Origin of the sequence: Methylobacter sp. (genome assembly GCF_004322395.1) — a bacterium.
In the GTDB taxonomy this organism is placed as follows: Bacteria; Pseudomonadota; Gammaproteobacteria; order Methylococcales; family Methylomonadaceae; genus Methylobacter_A.
This window is the reverse complement of sequence record NZ_SCTW01000060.1, coordinates 98,088-116,340: the sequence shown is the minus strand read 5'-3', so window position 1 is coordinate 116,340 and position 18,253 is coordinate 98,088. Positions and strand designations below refer to the sequence as shown.

The following is an 18,253-nucleotide window of genomic DNA, read 5'->3' as shown; positions in this document are numbered from 1 at the left end:
CCGTTAACTTAGCGTTTTTGGATATGTACGAATACTTATCAGCGCTTAGTTTCGCTCGAGCCTGGTTATGTAAACAGCGTATTGCTTGCGGAAACACTTACTTTCGAGCTTATGGCACACAATGCGTACTGCCCCATTAAGCTCTCCCTCTCCTGCTGGAGACACGAAGTGACGACTACACGGATGCAGAAGGTAGAAACATCTACTTTTGGTAAAATCGACATCTGCGATTATTTGCCCTTTACCGATGGCTGCGGTTCTAATTTCCATATATCCCGGTTGTATTCGCCAATCGTCCTGTCGGTAGAAAACTTGCCGCTGTTCGCGCAATTTAAAATGCTCATTTTGGTCCAATGGTCCTTGTCCCGATAGGCATCTTCAACGCGTTTTTGGGCATCGATAAAACTCCTGAAATCGGCAATCGTCATCCAGGGATCGTACGGGCTTTTTATCGAGTTGATCAGATCATCGAATATGCCCGGTTCGAACTGGTTAAAATATCCGGACTCCAGAAGACGCATGACCTGCTGCAAGTCTTCATCCTGTTCGATCATTTCAAGCGGGTCGTAGTGGGCTCTTCTTGCTTCGATTTGCTCTTCGGTCAAGCCGAACAAAAAGAAGTTTTCATCGCCCACTTCTTCACGGATTTCAATGTTCGCGCCATCCAGTGTGCCGATGGTGATCGCGCCGTTCATCATCAGCTTCATGTTGCCGGTGCCCGATGCTTCCTTACCGGCCGTGGATATTTGTTCGGACAAATCGGCGCCTGGACATATTTTTTCCATAGCCGAAACGCGATAATCCGGCAAGAACAACAAAGTTAATTTATCGCCTACGGCCGGGTCCGAATTAATAATCTGCGCAACATTGTTGATCAGTTTGATGGTCTTTTTTGCCATGCGATAACCCGGAGCGGCTTTGCCGCCGATTAATACGCATCTTGGCACCCTGTCCGTATCGCCTTTTTTGATACAGTTATAAAGATGAATAACATGCAATACATTGAGCAGCTGACGCTTGTATTCATGAATACGTTTAACCTGCACATCGAACAAGGCATCGACACTCAAATGCAGTTCGGTGTCGTGCTTGCTTTTTTTATAGTCGATCAAACGCTGTTTTGCGGCTTGTTTGATGGCGCGCCAGCGTTGCCGGAATTGGGCATTTTCAGCGTAGGGTTCCAGTCTTTTCAGTTGCGATAAATCGGTAATCCAAAGGTCGCCTATGGTTTCCGTGATCAGGCTTGCCAACTCCGGGTTGCAGGCGGACAACCAGCGCCGTGGCGTCACGCCATTGGTTTTATTGTTGAATTTTTGCGGCCACAAGGCGTAAAAGTCGCTGAATAAATTTTGCTGCAATAACTGGGAATGCAACTTTGCAACGCCGTTCACGGAAAAACTGCCGACTATAGCCAGATAGGCCATTCTTACCTGTTGCTGATCGCCTTCCTCGATAATCGACATCCTGCTTAAACGCTCGTTATCGGCGGGCCAACGCATTGCAACTTCAGCCATGAAACAGGCGTTAATTTCAAAAATAATCTCCATCAGCCGCGGCAGTAACCGTTGCATCAAGCTAACCGGCCATTTTTCCAACGCTTCGGGCAGCAAGGTGTGGTTAGTATAGGCCATGGTGTTTTTGGTGATTGTCCACGCTTGATCCCAAGTCAAGCCGTGCATGTCCATCAGCAGACGCATCAATTCGGCAACTGCAATACTCGGATGGGTGTCGTTTAACTGGAAGCAGTTTTTTTCGGCAAACCGGCTGAAATCATTGCCGTGTACGCCGCCTACCCAATGGGCAAGCACATCCTGCAAACTGGCGGAAGCCAGGAAATATTGTTGCCGTAATCTCAGCTCTTTGCCGTTTTCATTGGCGTCATTCGGGTACAGCACCATGGTGATATTTTCGGCGGTATTTTTTGCCGCGACGGCTTCGGCATAATCACCGGCATTAAACTCATCCAGATTGAATTCTTCGGTAGCCACGGCTTTCCACAGCCGCAATGAATTGACGGTGCCGTTTTGGTAACCGGGTATCGGCGTATCGAAAGGCACTGCCAGCACATTACTGGTAGACATCCAGCAATGCCGTTGGTTGCCATTTTCATCGGTTTGGATTTCGGTATGGCCGCCGAATTTAATGGAATGCGAATATTCCAGTCGCTCAATTTCCCAGACGTTACCATGACGCAGCCAATGGTCGGGTTTTTCGACCTGTTCGCCGTTGACGACGGTTTGGGTAAACATGCCGTATTCGTAACGTAAGCCGTAACCGATAACCGGCAGTTGCAAAGTCGCGCAGCTGTCTATAAAACAAGCTGCGAGACGCCCCAGCCCGCCGTTGCCAAGCCCTGCATCCTGCTCACTGCTGATCAGCTCTTCAATCGCAATGCCGAGATCGTACATGGCTTGGGTAACGGTATCGGTTACGCCCAGATTAAGCATCGCATTGCTCAAACTCCGCCCCATAAGAAACTCCATAGACAAATAATAGCCCCGTCTACAGTCGTTGCTTTTATAAGTTTGATGCGTGATCTTCCAGCGCTCCATCAAGCGGTCGCGAATTGCCTGCGACAAGGCTTCTCCGGCATAGTAAGGCGACCGGCAATTTTCGTCCCTGCCCAGCAGATGGACATAATATTGTTTGAAATCGTCAATAAAATCCGTTTTTTTTCTGCCCTGTTCGGGAAGTTTGGTGATTGATGGTTTGGGTTTGCTAATTACGAATTTATTGGTGGGCATGACTTAATCCTGAAAGAAAATTTGATTTTTTATGTTACGCACACTGGCCTTGTTAATTTTTGCCCTGTGTAGAGAGAGTTGCCGAATTGCTATTGTTGTGCTTGGGAATCGGCGTATTTATCAACTTAACTGATGTTACGCAGTCTGCATTACAGCCGCGAAAAAGATAGATCACCGATTGTCCAGCTTAAGCAATATGCCGTAGGGCGTGCCGTGCGCGCCTTCAGATCCTAAAGGCGCGCACGGCACGCCCTACCCACATCGGTAACTGCTCGTTATCTCTGCTCAAATCGCCTTTTTTCGGTTTTCGCGGACAATGCGTAACATCAGAACTTAACGGTGATGTTACGGTGTATCTACAACTGGCTTTACGATCCTCACATCGCAACTGCCGATGATGATGCATTAGAAATTGACCTACTTTTAAAACCACTCCAAACGATACAAATCCGGCCGCCGATTCTCGAGATTGCGGGCAGCACCTCGTGTGCGAACCTGTTTTAATAAATCCAAATTGACATCGGCGATCAACGTCATTTCAGTGTTTGGCGTCGCTTCCGCTAATATCGCGTCATGCGGAAATGAAAAATCGCTGGGACTGAAAATAGCTGCTTGCGCATATTGAATGTCCATGTTCTCAGCATGCGGCAAGTTGCCGACGCTGCCGGTAATCGCCACAAAACATTCATTTTCAATAGCGCGGGCATGAGAGCAATAACGCACCCGTTGGTAGGCATTTTTGGTGTCGGTCCAGAACGGCACGAAAATGATTTGCGCACCCTGGATAGTCGCTAAGCGGGCAAGTTCCGGGAACTCGGAATCATAGCAAATCAATACCGCAATCTTGCCGCAATCGGTATCGAACACTTTTAGCGCATCACCGCCTTGCACGCCCCAGCAACTGACTTCATCAGTCGTAACGTGAATTTTGTATTGCGCTTCAAAAGTGCCGTCACGCCTTAGCAGCCACGACACATTATAGAGTTCATGGGCGCTATACTCGGGCATGGAACCGGCAATAATATTAATATTGTAAGACATGGCCATGTCCAATAAGCCATTGCGGATTTCACTGGTAAAACCCGCCAAGGCACGGATCGCATCGGGAGGATTTTTATCGTTAAATAACCCCATCAGCGGCGCACTCATGTACTCGGGGAAGAGCACAAAATCGGCATGATAACCGGCCACCGCATCGATAAAAAATTCGGCATGCTTGAGCAACTCTTCGACGCTGGTCAAGGTTCGCATCTGCCATTGCACAACGCCTAAACGGATAATATGTTTGGAACCGCCAAGCGAGGGCGTTTTCTCGACATAATCGAGATTGAGCCATTCAAGAAGCGTAGCATAGCCCTTCGACTCGACATCTACGGGAAGATAGCCTGTCAGCAGTTTACGGACATGAAAACCGTTAAACAGTTGAAATGAAAGCACCGGATCGAATATCTCCCGACTTTTGACTTCTTCGATATAACGCACCGGCGTTAGCGTATCGGCGTATTTCGCATAACCGGGAATCCGTCCACCGGCAATAAACCGGCGCAGGTTCAGGTTTCGGCATAGTTCCTTGCGCGCATCGTATAATCTTCGGCCTAAGCGTAGGCCTCTATACTTCGGATGGACGAAAATATCGACGCCATACAAAGTATCGCCCAACGGATCGTGATGAGTCAGATAGCCATTACTGGTAATTTGAGCATAGGTATGAACATCGCCAAAGCGATTATAATCAACGATCATACTTAGTGCAGCGGCCACTAACTGACCATTATCCTCAATGACAATCTGTCCTTCAGGGAAACGGGTGATTTGTGAAGCGTACTGGTCTTTTTTCCAGGCACCGCCCAAATTACCGTAGACATGCTCCATTAGAATCGCAAGATTGTCGTAATCATCAAAAGTTAGATGACGAAGTAGAAGCTTGTGTTTCTTGATTTTGTCTTTTCTCATAGTCAAAAAGTATAACTTTGCTTTTTGACAGTTTTGTGACGGTGTAATGGGGACTTGTAATATAACTTTCATGTGCGTCTGCTAACATTCAAAAGCTGGCCTTTCTTGGATAATTCTTTTGCTGTATGACGTGATTCGTGCAGCCCTCGGAACAAACCACCCAGAGCCATGCAAAAACAAATTCAATTTCTTTGGTGAGCCACGATAACCCTATAAATAGCACCCTCATATGCTTGTAATATACTGTTAACAGTCTGGTTATAAATATGAACTCCTACAGAACTATCTGGATTTCCGATCTGCATTTGGGTTCCACCCAATGCCAAGCCGATGTTTTACTCGATTTTCTAAAATACAACGACAGTGAAAAACTTTATTTAGTGGGCGACATTATCGATTTTTGGTCGCTTTCCAAGAAGATGTATTGGCCCAGAGATCATAATACGGTGATTCAAAAAGTCCTGCGTAAGGCCAGGCATGGTTGTCAAGTCATCTATATACCCGGCAACCATGACGAAAACGTCAGGCAATACGACAATTATGTTTTTGGCGACATCATCGTCAAAAATACAGACATACATACCACATGCGCAGGAAAGCAATTTCTGGTTGTACATGGCGACGAATATGACACCATTGCTACCTGCCACCGGTGGCTTGCCAAGCTAGGCAGTAATGGATATGACTTTCTAATTGAAGTTAATCGCTTGCTGCGAATGATCAGGCTTTGGTTTGGCATACAAACAAGCTTCTCCCTTGCTGCTTTTGTCAAATTTAAAGTCAAGAATGTGGTTCAGTTTATTTCCGATTACGAAGAAAGCATCGTCAATACGCTTAAAGACCAAAACCTGGATGGCGTTATTTGCGGGCATATACACCATGCTGAAATTAAGGAGATAGACGGTTTTTTATATATCAACACCGGCGATTTCGTGGAAAGCTGCACTGCCATAGTGGAACACACCAATGGAATGTTAGAACTTATAAAATGGCGCAAAACCGAAACGGTTTTTACCGATGATAAAGCTCTGGAAGTCAACATGCATCAATAACTGAACCCTCGTCCCTCTATAAATTCAATTTAATTATTTTACAGTGCAATAACCCTGGCTTACGAAAAGTTGCACCGGATAAATAATCCTATGAATCACGGAATGTTGGCTGTTAATAAAATGATGAAAAAACGGGTTTTAATTATGTCGGTTGGGGCGGGAACCGGTCACATCAAAGCTGCCGAAGCATTGGAGCTTTCCTTTGCCGCTGACGGCCGGGTTGCTGAAGTCATCAATAATGATGCGCTGCAATACACCAACAAACTGTTCCGGGATTTCTATTCCAGCTTTTATACATCACTGGTGCGATCTGCGCCGAATTTCCTCGGTTGGTGGTATAAAACCAGCGATGAACCGTGGCATACAGACAGAATGCGGCACATGATAGATCGGCTCAATACCAAACCGTTGGTGCGGTTTATTCAGGAATTCGACCCGGGTATCACCGTCTGCACCCACTTCATGCCCGCAGGCATCATCTCCCACCTGATCGCGACCCAACAGCTGCAAGCGCGCCTGTCTATTGTAGTAACGGATTTCGATTTTCATGCGATGTGGTTATCGCGTTCATTTCATCGTTATTTTGTCGCTATCGATGAAACCAAAACTCATCTTGAAATGCTTGGAATTCCCAGCGAAAGAATTACCGTGTCCGGCATACCCATTGCCCCTGTTTTTCAACAGCCCGTCAACCGCGAACAAGAGCGGCTCCGGCTGGGATTGAATCCTGAAAAACCGGTATTACTGCTGTCGGCGGGAGCGTTTGGCGTAGGCCCCACCGAATACATGGTCGAGCGGTTAATCAACCTGAATAGCGACGCTCAAACCGTGGTTGTCTGCGGACGCAACGAAGAACTGAAACAGCGTATCCTACAGCTAGTCGGTAGCCGGAGTTCCAAGTTTAGAGTTCTGGGTTACACCAACGAAATGCACAAACTAATGAAAATTGCCGACATTTTTATTGGTAAGCCCGGCGGCATAACGACTTCCGAAGCTATCGCTTGCGGACTACCGATGTGCGTGGTGTCCCCTATCCCCGGACAAGAGGAAAGAAACAGCGATCATCTTTTGGAAGAAGGAATCGCTGTCAAGTGCAACGATTTGACCATCCTCCCCTTCAAGCTAGAGAGATTGCTGGAAGATCCGGATAGGTTGACTCGGATGAAATTCAACGCCTTGCGTTTTGCCAAACCCAATGCCTCTGCAACCATCGTCGATACCTTGCTCGAAGATCGTCTTCCGCCGCTATCATTCACCAAAAATCAACGGACGGCGATTGCCTTAGCGGCTGGACCGGAGTGAGCGAACAGCTCGCTTTCCAAGGCCGCCCCATCTCGCATTTTTATCTGTTTCAGATGAAAATTCAGTTAAATATCGCTTTTTTACGATAATTTTTATAAAAATAGATATAAATGCTTATTTACCGATCATGATTTAGGGTCTCTAATAACAGCCGGTTCTGGAAAACCCAAGATATTAGTCCGATAAATTTAAATTCAGGAGTAAGTCATGAGGTATTCTATCTTTGTTATAGCTTTTTATTTTGTTTTCGCTCAACCTTTACTTGCGGGCATCGGTACCGGAACGTCTTCCTCCCTGCGTTACCCCGATCTTCAGGCCATCATTCCGCCAGACGAGATTTCAATCGTAGGTTCCGGAAGCAATAGACAATTTCAATATACCCATGACACTTTCAATGCGGGACCTGGTCCGCTTGTAATTCAGCCGGCCCTCAATTCCGCCTCCGGCAACTACCAGGGAACCCAATATGTCTATTCATACAGCTCATCGGGTGGGTGGTCGCTCGATATGAAAACGCCTGTGGCGGGAGCATTCATTTTCCATTCGGAGCATGGACACTTTCATTTTCCTTTAGTGACTTTTGGACTCTACGACACTTCAGGTCCAGACGGCGGGCCCGGTAACCTGATTGCTATCAGCGAGAAAAACGGGTTTTGTATTAATGACTCCTTCATCTACGATCCGTCGCTGCCCCAGGCCGGTGAAACCGGCGATTTTGGCTCGTGCTCGGACCCTACTAGTTTACGCGGGCTGCATATCGGAGCAGTCGACGAGTACGACAAATCCGCCCCAGGCCAATCCATCGTCATTGGGGATTTGTCCGACGGCACTTACTGGTTGAAGGCAGTGGCTGATGCAAACAATTACTTCGCAGAGAGCGACAAGACCAACAACGAGACCGATGTGTTACTTACAATCAGCGGCAACAACGTTCAGGTGCAGAAAACCGTTGTCCCGGTTCTGGACAATCCGCCGGCCATCACATTGACCACGCCCGCGCCCGGCACCGTTGTATCCGGCAATGTCACACTAACCTCAAGCCCTGCGACGGCAAGCGGCGTACAATACTTGCTTGATGGTCTGCCCCACGGTCCAATCGTATCCGCCGGCCCGTCGTACGACCTTACCTGGAATACCACAACCGTACCGGACGGAAGCCACTGGCTGGCCGCTCAAACTACAGATCCTGCCACCGGCATTATAGGCACCTCGGAAATTGCCGTGGTGACCGTTAACAACGCGGCCGGCAGCGGACCGGTTGTGCAACTCACAGACCCGGCGGATGGCTCCATTTTATCCTCGACGGCCGCTCTTTATGCGATAGTCGCCAGTAACCAGCCAATAGCAAACGTAGAATTCTTCGTTGACAATGTATCGGTGGGTACGGCGACTTCACCGCCCTACATGATTTCCTGGGACACTACCACGGTGGGGGACGGACCGCATCAGCTCAAGGCGTCAGCCACCGACAATCTGGGCAACATCAGCAACTCAACACCGGTCATACCGACCGTGAACAACAGCCATCCCGCTAAACTGATCGGAAAAGACGTTTCAATTTCCGTAGACGGCGAAGGCACTCTAACCACACCCCCTTTCTCAACCACTACGGAAAATGACCTGCTTGTTGCTTTCTTGGCTTACGATGGGCCTTCCGATTCTGCACAAATCACGAACTTAAGCGGTGCAGGTTTAACTTGGACGCTCCTCGCGCGCAGCAACACTCAATCCGGCACATCGGAAATTTGGTCGGCGCGCGCCAATGGAACTTTAAGCAATGTGACCGTTGAATCGCTGCATGGAGCCGATGGTGACTTTCATGGTTCTTTATCCGTGATCGCGTTTACCAATGCCGCCGGCACCAGCGTAGTAGGCCGAGCCGGTGCACCGTCCGGCGCGCCGGACATTTATCTTCCCGGCGTAGTCGCCGGCGACTGGGTATTTGCGGTCGGCAATGACGGGGACGGCGCAATTGCCAGGACACCGGTGAGCGGGCAGGAACTCGTCCATCAGGAGCTTGACTCGAAGGACGGCAACACCTTTTGGGTGCAGTCGACAACGGAGCCTTCCGCTGTCAATGGTCTGGTCGATATCCGCGACACAGAGCCTACCAGCAACCAATGGAACTATGCTGCCGTCGAAATCGTGGCGACACATCAATAATGCCGGAATCGACCCGAGGGGGTACGGTAAAGCCCTCTCTTATCCAGAGCAATCACGCTATACGAAAAGTTAACGCTGTTAGTTCCCTCTCCCGATGGGAGAGGGTTAGGGGCTCAGCTTCATTTTCTTTGTTAAATCCGACAGACTCTTATATCCACCTTACACGCAACAGCATAGAGGACTTCTATTCTGTCTCCCGTTGTCTATTAAATCTGCCGATTAGTACCACTACTAAACAAGCCAGCGTGGCAAACAACCAGAATATATTGATCGTCAAAAGATAAAACACAAACGATAACAGCAATGCTTGAATGGATAATGGCATAAAAATCTCGCTCTGAAAGTAGTTATTAAATGGCGCTACAGAACTACGTATAACTAATAGTTTGAGTGCAACCAAAAATAGTAAAAAGTTGCCAAGAATTTATATACACCGTCATTTAGAACTTTTGCAAGTTGCTTTTGGGGATTAGTCAAAGAAACGCTGATTAAATCCTTCGACAGGCTCAGGATGACTGAATTTTGCACTTCGGAGTTAAATCCGCCCCTACAAACGTATTCAGCGAGACTCAATTCTTGGTTCTCGTGGGGTTCGATGGCGAATCGTAGCAAAGGCCAACTCAATCGGGATTGGTCGTTCGTAGACTATTGCGTAGTATTGCTTAAGTATTTGCGCCGATTTTAATATTGAAAGAGCACGGGATAATAAATCCAATCACGTAACTAAAGAAACCCGGTAGTTCGGCTTTTTATCTATAAGCGAAAGCGCTTCACGTACCCTTTGGGTTAAGACCATGAACAACCAACAACGCAAAAGCTATCCCTTACTTGCGAGGACATTAGGATTGCTGATTCTCGTAGTGATCTGCAACACAGCAGCGGCTATTAACTCTCCTGTGCAAACTGCCAATACCGCGCCGTCGCTTAAAAATATCGAATGCTCGTTCAATTGGGCGCAAACATTCTATCCCAACCTATTTTCACCGCCGGTGTCAGGTGTGCAGTTTTTTTCGCCCTACACCTATCGCTATTATCCGAGCACCAATGCTTATCTGGGCGTTTCCTCCGCCGACGACCATGTGTATTACCTGGGGCCGGAGGGCGCCTGGCAGGATCTGGGAGATTTATCCGCTTGGCTGACAATGTCAGGATGTGGAGCGAAGCCATACCCTGTCATATTTATTCATGGTTTAGCGTCTTCCGCAGTCACATGGACGCCCTTCAGAAATTATTTGATAAACAACGGCTATTGGACATTCGGCGGAATCCCTGCTTACAACCAAACCACAAAAACGGTTGATATCAGTTGCCCATCCGACTCAAGTGTTGCATGTACAGGCAGCGCCGGCGACTTCTACACGTTGAATTTCTCCGATAATCAGGATTTACCTTTTGATGTATTGGCAGGCGAACTGGCTGCAATCATTAAAGCGGTCTTAGATGCAAACCCCGGGAAAACGAAAGTTCTTCTGATTAGCCATAGCATAGGAGGGCTTGCTGCAAGAGAATACCTGGAAGGATTGGCACGAGAGTTAAATTCCGTAACGACAACTCCTTATAGGGAGAATGTTGCGAAACTCATTACCGTTGGGGCGCCGCACCAAGGAAGTTTCTGGGCTGAGGCATGCCACAATCAGATCGATATTCTCGATATTTCTGTTGATGTCGGGATTTGCGAGCTTCTACCTTTGCATATTGATTCAAACAGTATTGCGGTCGAGGATTTAATGCCAACCAGTTCGGCTCTAAATGTTCTTAATGACTTAACTGCTCATCCCCTTCCGTCCGATATCTCTTATGTTTCGATCATTGGAACGGGTCAACCTACTTTGGTCAATCTCGTTGATTTTAAAAATGGGGATGGCATCGTATCGGATATTTCCCAGGACCTGAGGATGATAACCGGAAATCTTACTCAACAGAAATCAGTCCGGATTAATATTCCTTTCCGAGCATGTGGCAATAAAATAACTGTACCTTCTATCGGGAACATAGGCGAAACTCACACCTGTGAGACAACGGATATTGGCGTATGGGCAGAAATTTTGAGGGATTTACAATAGGTTTGTAAAATAGCATAGAACAAACTATCGAATTGCATTCACATCAGCTCTTATTACAGCCCTGCGCAGTGAAAGACGTGGCATAAATTCCAGCTTCCGCGTTGCTTAATGCGAACTGCTTGCTATGATTTATCCTCTGTAATTATATGTAACATCGCCTTCATAATGTCATGCTATCTTGAGCATCCTGAATATCTCGATAAGTCACTCATGTATAAGACCCATATAACCCATCAGGCCTACGATTTTAAAACGCTACGTAACCTGATGGCTAAGGCTACTCCATCAAGGTCGGGCGATTATCTGGCCGGCGTGGGAGCCGTTAATAATCTTGAGCGGGTCGCCGCACAGTGGGTTCTTGCCGACGTGCCGCTAAAACAGTTTCTTAATGAAGCGCTGGTGCCTTATGAACAGGACGAAATCACCCGCTTGATTATTGACGAGCATGACGGCTCCGCTTTTGCGGCCGTTAGTCATCTGACGGTCGGCGATTTCCGTAACTGGTTGCTGTCCGAGCACGCGACAACTGAAATATTAACCGCTATAGCTTCAGGCTTGACGCCGGAAATGGTAGCAGCTGTCTCGAAAATCATGCGTATACAGGATTTGATTCTGGTTGCTAAAAAATGCCGCGTTATTACTCGCTTTAGGAACACTATCGGCCTGGAAAACCGCTTATCTACACGGTTGCAACCCAATCATCCTACCGATAGTCCGGCCGGTGTTGCTGCCGGCCTGCTGGATGGCTTGCTGTACGGTTGCGGCGATGCCGTTATCGGCATTAACCCGGCTTCCGATAATATTGAGGCGACCTTGCGCTTGCTGCACATGCTGCATGATGTAATCGAACGTTATCAAATACCGACGCAATCTTGCGTACTGACTCATGTGACGACGACTTTGAAAGCTATCGAACAGGGCGCGCCGGTTGATTTGGTGTTTCAATCCATTGCCGGAACTCAAAAAGCCAATGACAGCTTTGGCATCAACTTGGATTTATTAAACGAAGCCCGGCTGGCTGCACTGGAGCTGGGGCGCGGCAGCCTGTTCGAAAACGGGACGTTGGGTGATAACTGCATGTATTTTGAAACCGGTCAAGGCAGTGCGCTGTCGGCCAATGCTCATCAAGGACTGGACCAGCAAACCTGTGAAGCCAGGGCTTATGCTGTCGCACGCAAATTTAAACCGTTGCTGGTTAATACCGTGGTCGGTTTTATCGGCCCGGAATATCTTTACGACGGCAAGCAGATTATACGCGCCGGTCTGGAAGATCATTTTTGCGGTAAATTACTGGGCCTTCCAATGGGGTGCGATGTCTGTTACACCAACCATGCCGAAGCCGATCAGGACGATATGGATATGCTGCTAACCCAATTTGCCGTTGCCGGCGGTACTTTTATTATGGGCGTTCCCGGTGCTGATGATGTGATGCTCAATTATCAATCCACGTCTTTCCATGATGCACTTTATGTGCGTCAGGTACTGGGATTGCGACCCGCGCCCGAGTTCGAGCAATGGCTGCAACAACACGGGATTTTTAATGCCGAAAATCAGTTGCAACAACGGCCCGATGTACCGGTATTATTTAAATCGTCTCTACAAAACCTGAGTGAGTAAGGCGATGAGCGACTCTAATGAACCGACAACTACCGAAGACCCTTGGCACAACTTGAAGCAATTCACCCCTGCGCGTATCGCATTAGGGCGTGCGGGAATGAGCCTGCCAACAAGCGCTTGTCTGGATTTTCAGTTAGCGCATGCGTTGGCCCGTGATGCGGTCAATATCCCACTGGATTTTGCAGGACTCGAACAGCGCTTGAATGTGCATGGCTTTCAGACGCTAACCTTGCAAACCCAAGCGGAAAATCAGTCTGTGTATTTACAGCGCCCCGATCTCGGACGCTTATTAAGCGCATCGTCTATGGCCTGTTTACAGCATAGCGCGCTCATCCCGTTTGACGCGGTTGTCGTTGTTGCCGACGGTTTATCTTCTACAGCCATTGAACATCACGCTGAACCGTTCCTGAGTTTATTGTTGCCCGAGCTGCAACGAAAAGACTACAGACTGCCTCCGGTGTGTTTGGTAAAACACGGGCGTGTAGCCATTGGCGATGCTATTGCGGAACACTATGCAGCCAGCCTGTGTATCGTATTGATCGGTGAAAGACCGGGCTTAAGCTCGCCCGACAGTATGGGTATTTACTTCACCTATCAGGCCAGATCGGGCATAAGCACCGATGCCGACCGCAATTGCATCTCCAATATCCATGATAACGGACTGAGTTATCAGCAGGCGCTAAAGAAATTGCTGTTTTTAGTCGATGAGGCCGAAAAATTACAGCTCTCGGGTATTAATTTAAAAGATCAAACCACCGACACGGCACCAAATGATCTGCAAAAACAGGCTAATTTTTTACTGAATTAAATTTGTTTGTCTGTCGTTTTCGTATAAGGCAATTCGATCAACCGCCGTTTTTAGGATTCGAAGCGGCGGTTTTCATCAGTGTCCGGCAAGGGACATAAAAATCCATTCTTTTCGTTCCTGTTCGGGAAGAGGAAACGAGAAAAGGAAGCTCATCATTCGCGATTGACGAGCTTCATTCGATAATTTCCTTCGTGGACTGGCCGTTCTGTGTGACTTGGCTAATCAGCTCCTCAAACTTATTCAGCGGCATTGGCTTACCGAACAGGTAGCCTTGGTAGGAAGAACACTGGAAACGTTTTAGACAGATAAATTGTTGTTCGGTTTCCACGCCTCCGGCAGTCACGCTGATTCCCAGCTTATTAGTCATTTCTACGATGGCTTTTACAATCATCGCATCGAAGTTGTCGATAACGATGTCGCGCATCAGAAACTGATCGATCTTTAACTGGTCAATAGGTAATTTCTTTAGATGAAACAGAGAAGAATAACCCGTACCGAAGTTATCCATTGAGAATTGGATACCCATCGATTTGAGCATCTCCATTTTTTCGATGGTGTTGGAGATGTCGTGCAACATCAGACTTTCGGTCAATTCCAGTTTAAGCAGGGCGGGATTTATACCGGTTTTATTCAGTATATAGCTCAACTGTTCAACGAATTCCGGATGACTAAATTGGCTGGGGCTGATGTTGATGGCGATTGATAAATCCTTTTTAACAGAGTCGCTCTGCCACAGTTTTAGTTGCTTACAAGCGGCATTTAGCACCCATATACCTATGGGCAGGATCAGGCCTGTTTGTTCTGCTATGGGGATGAATTGATCGGGAGTAACCAATCCGTATTCCGGATGCTTCCAACGCAACAGGGCTTCTGCACCGAGAATTTGACGATCGCTGTTTACTTGAATTTGGTAGTAAAGCTTAAACTGGCGCTTAGCTAATGCAGAATGTAGCTCCGATTTCAGCGACATTTCGTCATACGCATGGTTCGCGCCTGCCTGTTGGCGCGCTATAGCTAATGCTATATCGGCTTTACCGTACCAATTAAGGTCGTGCTGTCTAAAAAGATTTTTGGTCAGCTCATTGGTGATCAACTTGCGTCCTTCTCTATCGTTAAGCAGGACGGTATCTGAAATCGAATCGATTAGGTAAGTAAGCTGGGTACTAAAAACATGTAGCTTACCCATGCTATTTTGTAATGCTTGCAAAGCCTCGATTTTGTTTTTGTGTAAGGCATTTTGATTTTGCTTAGTCCGGGCTACTGTTTTCTTCGGTTTTTTAGGCATAACTTTTTCAGCAATATGATTATCATTGGTAGTCTGTGTAACAAAAGAAGCTGTCATTCTTAAAAGCCCTCCCAATCGTCATCAACAAAAACCAGCAGTTACAGATCGAGGATAATGCCGTATCGGTCCAGTAATCCGAGCATTCTCCTTTTTTTAATTTCCGGGTTGTAGCAGCACCAAAGGGCTGGCGCTAATAAACAGCTTTTTCTTTAATATCCAGGATCGGCGTAGCTTTGTATGGTTATCTCCCGGCAGAAAAACTCAAGCCTAGTGTTTAAATTATATTGCTCGACAGTGATAAAGTTAAATGGGCTATGCACTGCGCTATCGTATGGGCTACGACTTAACGCTTCGTAACCCGGAGCTTTCTTTTGATTCAACGAAACAATAGGCCGAAAATGTGGCGTTAGCAGTTTTCCATCAAGAATATTGATTATTTCTTTCAGTAGATCCGGCATCCAATATCCCATAATCGTATTGAAGTAAAGACCAGCATAAAGGGCTTTTGTTACATGAATATTTCCTTAAGATGACACTTATACTTCCACACTTGATAAAAAATGAGATAAATACCGCAGCTTGTTGAAATCTATATGAGTTAGATTTTACCGCGGCATTTTTTGGTTGCCGTTGCCTGTTTCTTGAATAACTAAAGCGGATTATTCTGACTGGATTGGATGAGTTGACTGGCTCTAAATCAGGCAGGATTTTCTCCCAACCGACGACTATTGCAACCCAACCAGGCTGGGTTTACCGAACAGTCGAAGCCCTATAAACCTAAAAATCAGGTATCCATAGTAGCGGCGACCGGCCGGTCGCCCTTTAGCTCTTCTCAGGTAACCGCATCAGCGGTTGCCACTGGCGTTTTATTCGGGGTTATGGAAGGCTTGGAATCGGATATAAGGCAATGAAAGCTATCCGGACTGGCATCCACTTTAAAACTGTTTACCGTGGCGACCAGGTTTTGCGACTGTTCTTCCAGCGATTCGGCTGCCGCTGCGGCTTGCTCTACCAAGGCGGCATTTTGTTGGGTTACATCATCCATTTGAGCAATGGCTTGATTGACCTGCTCGATGCCGGAACTTTGTTCGGCTGAGGCTGCGGTAATTTCGGCCATCATGTCTGTAACGCCACGGATGGAGGTGACAATTTCTTCCATGGTCAGCCCTGCCTTGGCAACCAGCTGACTGCCTCCTGAGACCTTGTCTACCGAATCGTTAATCAGGTCTTTAATTTCTCCGGCAGCCGCTGCGGCGCGTTGTGCAAGATTGCGCACTTCTACGGCCACAACGGCAAAGCCTCTGCCCTGCTCACCGGCTCGGGCGGCTTCTACAGCAGCGTTCAAAGCAAGTATGTTGGTCTGGAAAGCAATATCGTCGATCACTGAGATAATGTCCCCGATTTTGCGTGAAGACTCATTGATTTCGCTCATCGTCGCAATAACTTGGCCGACCACTTCAACACCTTTGCCTGCGATGTCCGTGGCGTCAACAGCAAGTTGGTTTGCATGTTGGGCGTTTTTGGCATTATGCTGCACGGCTGAGGTTAGTTGTTCCATGCTGGCGGCGGTTTGTTCTAGGCTGGCGGCTTGCTGTTCAGTGCGGTGCGACAGATTATTATTGCCGGAAGCGATTTCTTTAGTCCCGGTATCAATACCGTCAGCAGCATCCTTGATTTGGCTAATGATGTCTTTAAGTTTGGCTACCGTGGTATTGGAGTCATCCTTAAGTTGTCCAAAGATACCGGAATAGTCATTAGTAATATTTTCGGTCAGATCACCGCGAGACAAGGCATTGAGCACCCGCACAACTTCGTTAAGTCCGGTTTCGCTGGTATGCACAAGCCGGTTAATGTCTAGGCCCAGTTGACGTAAAAAGCCCTCCTTGCTTTCCAAATCAAAACGCATACTGAAGTCACCCATAGCAGCAGCTTCGACAATCGCAGCGACCTCGTTCTCGGCCATTACCTCGTCGGTACGGTCATGCCATTCGGCCACTGTGCCCAGTCGCTGGCCTTGATCATTGATGACCGGATTAGCGATCACTACCATTGAACGGTCACCCACCATCATGCCGGCTTGATAAGTGCCAGTTAAAGTATTGATCGTTGCCGCCTGAGTCGATGGTTTTTTGTGAAAATCATCCATATTGGCGCCGACCAAGCTATCGATAGAGAATTTTGACAATTTCTGGCTGGTTTTTACTTCCGTCTTGTTGAGTATATTGATCACTTCCCGATTGGCGTAAATAATGTTTCGGTCGTTATCGGCAATCATTACCCCGGTACTGACATTATCCAGAGCAATCTTGACGCGCAAGGTTTCGTCAGCAGCCTTACGATCCGCCGTTATACGCTCCAGCAGTTGTTGCTGCATGTGTTTCATCGCATATAACAAGCTGCTGTTGTCTTTTTGGTTAACCTGAATATCCCGAGTTAAATCGCCTTTGGCAATTTCCATAGCAATCCCTTTTGCAAAGTAAGGATCAATGCCTAACCGCTTGTCTAGGTAGCGTGTTAAATAGATAGCAATACCGAATCCCAAGCTGATGCCGGCCAAAGATATAACCAGCATAGTCTTAGTCGCCTGTTTTGTTGATTCAGTGATCTCATGAGCGTTATTTTTGGCGTCATTCACACCCTGATTTTTAATTCTATTCAGTTGCGATCGTAAGTTCTTTGCCAGTTTATTAAAATCTTTCAAGACTAAATTACCGGCATCGACACCTTCATTAGCATAAACGGTGGTCATGCGTTTGCCTTCACTGAAATACCAGTCGAAGCCGGTCTCAAGAGCGGCTAATTCTTTCAATTTTTGTTCGGGTGTTGCGAAGTTATCCAATGTCGTTGCACGGCCCTGTTTATTCGCCGTTGACTCCGGGGTTGTTTTTGCCGCATTTTCTTCGACCAGACGCTCACGAAATTGCACGATGCCCTGTTTAAAGTCCTCGGCAGCCCGTTCTGCATCCTGAAAACTGTCCGGATCCTGGCTGATTGACGCTTGGGCGAACAATTGTTGTACCTGTACGGTATAAATAGCCATTCGCTCTGCTAACAGGGCATTGGGTAGAAAAGTATCGTCCACTTTCGCCACGTCGCGTTGGGTCTGCGAAAAATTAAACAAAGCTAAAGCAACAATGCCTATCATCAAGCCGATAATCGCAAGAAAGCCGAGCATTATGCGTGTTTTAAAACTTATGTAGCCAAACATTTTAAGATCCTTTTTATATGATTGCCCGTTGCCACACCTGCGCATGGAAACGAGATAA

Annotated in this window: 10 protein-coding genes; 6 read left to right on the top strand and 4 right to left on the bottom strand. The window is 47.3% G+C overall.

What is annotated here, in order from left to right:
• Nucleotides 1-230: 230 nt before the first annotated feature.
• Both EPO18_RS09105 and EPO18_RS09100 read right to left on the bottom strand, forming a co-directional pair.
• Nucleotides 231-2,744 (bottom strand): glycogen/starch/alpha-glucan phosphorylase, encoded by a 2,514-nt coding sequence (locus EPO18_RS09105; RefSeq protein ID WP_292433047.1) that lies wholly within the window; start codon nt 2,742-2,744, stop codon nt 231-233.
• A gap of 423 nt (nt 2,745-3,167) precedes the next feature.
• The gene (locus EPO18_RS09100) at nt 3,168-4,769 is read right to left on the bottom strand and encodes a bifunctional GNAT family N-acetyltransferase/carbon-nitrogen hydrolase family protein (RefSeq protein WP_292433046.1); all 1,602 of its coding nucleotides are present in this window, start codon (nt 4,767-4,769) and stop codon (nt 3,168-3,170) included.
• A 194-nt stretch (nt 4,770-4,963) separates the two neighbouring features.
• Here EPO18_RS09100 and EPO18_RS09095 point away from each other — a divergent pair, with 194 nt between their 5' ends.
• From EPO18_RS09095 to eutC, 6 genes are all read left to right on the top strand, one after another.
• The gene (locus EPO18_RS09095; protein WP_292433045.1) at nt 4,964-5,749 is read left to right on the top strand and encodes a UDP-2,3-diacylglucosamine diphosphatase; all 786 of its coding nucleotides are present in this window, start codon (nt 4,964-4,966) and stop codon (nt 5,747-5,749) included.
• A 90-nt stretch (nt 5,750-5,839) separates the two neighbouring features.
• Complete coding sequence (locus EPO18_RS09090; RefSeq protein ID WP_292433044.1) at nt 5,840-7,051, top strand: MGDG synthase family glycosyltransferase; 1,212 nt, start codon at nt 5,840-5,842, stop codon at nt 7,049-7,051.
• Between the two features lie 207 nt (nt 7,052-7,258).
• Nucleotides 7,259-9,214 carry an Ig-like domain-containing protein gene (locus EPO18_RS09085; protein ID WP_292433043.1) on the top strand — a complete coding sequence of 652 codons (1,956 nt, stop codon included), beginning with the start codon at nt 7,259-7,261 and terminating at the stop codon, nt 9,212-9,214.
• Nucleotides 9,215-10,008: 794 nt separating this feature from the next.
• Complete coding sequence (locus EPO18_RS09080; protein WP_292433042.1) at nt 10,009-11,277, top strand: esterase/lipase family protein; 1,269 nt, start codon at nt 10,009-10,011, stop codon at nt 11,275-11,277.
• Nucleotides 11,278-11,487: 210 nt separating this feature from the next.
• Nucleotides 11,488-12,894: an ethanolamine ammonia-lyase subunit EutB gene (locus tag EPO18_RS09075; RefSeq protein ID WP_292433041.1), complete on the top strand. Its 1,407-nt coding sequence runs from the start codon at nt 11,488-11,490 to the stop codon at nt 12,892-12,894.
• A gap of 4 nt (nt 12,895-12,898) precedes the next feature.
• Nucleotides 12,899-13,702: an ethanolamine ammonia-lyase subunit EutC gene (eutC, locus tag EPO18_RS09070; protein ID WP_292433040.1), complete on the top strand. Its 804-nt coding sequence runs from the start codon at nt 12,899-12,901 to the stop codon at nt 13,700-13,702.
• Nucleotides 13,703-13,874: 172 nt separating this feature from the next.
• On the opposite strand, the gene EPO18_RS09065 is transcribed toward eutC, so the two are convergent.
• Nucleotides 13,875-15,044, bottom strand: a complete 1,170-nt coding sequence (locus EPO18_RS09065) for a putative bifunctional diguanylate cyclase/phosphodiesterase (protein ID WP_292433039.1) — start codon at nt 15,042-15,044, stop codon at nt 13,875-13,877.
• 775 nt (nt 15,045-15,819) lie between these two features.
• Nucleotides 15,820-18,195, bottom strand: coding sequence for a methyl-accepting chemotaxis protein (locus EPO18_RS09060; RefSeq protein WP_292433038.1), 2,376 nt, complete (start codon nt 18,193-18,195; stop codon nt 15,820-15,822).
• Nucleotides 18,196-18,253: the final 58 nt, after the last annotated feature.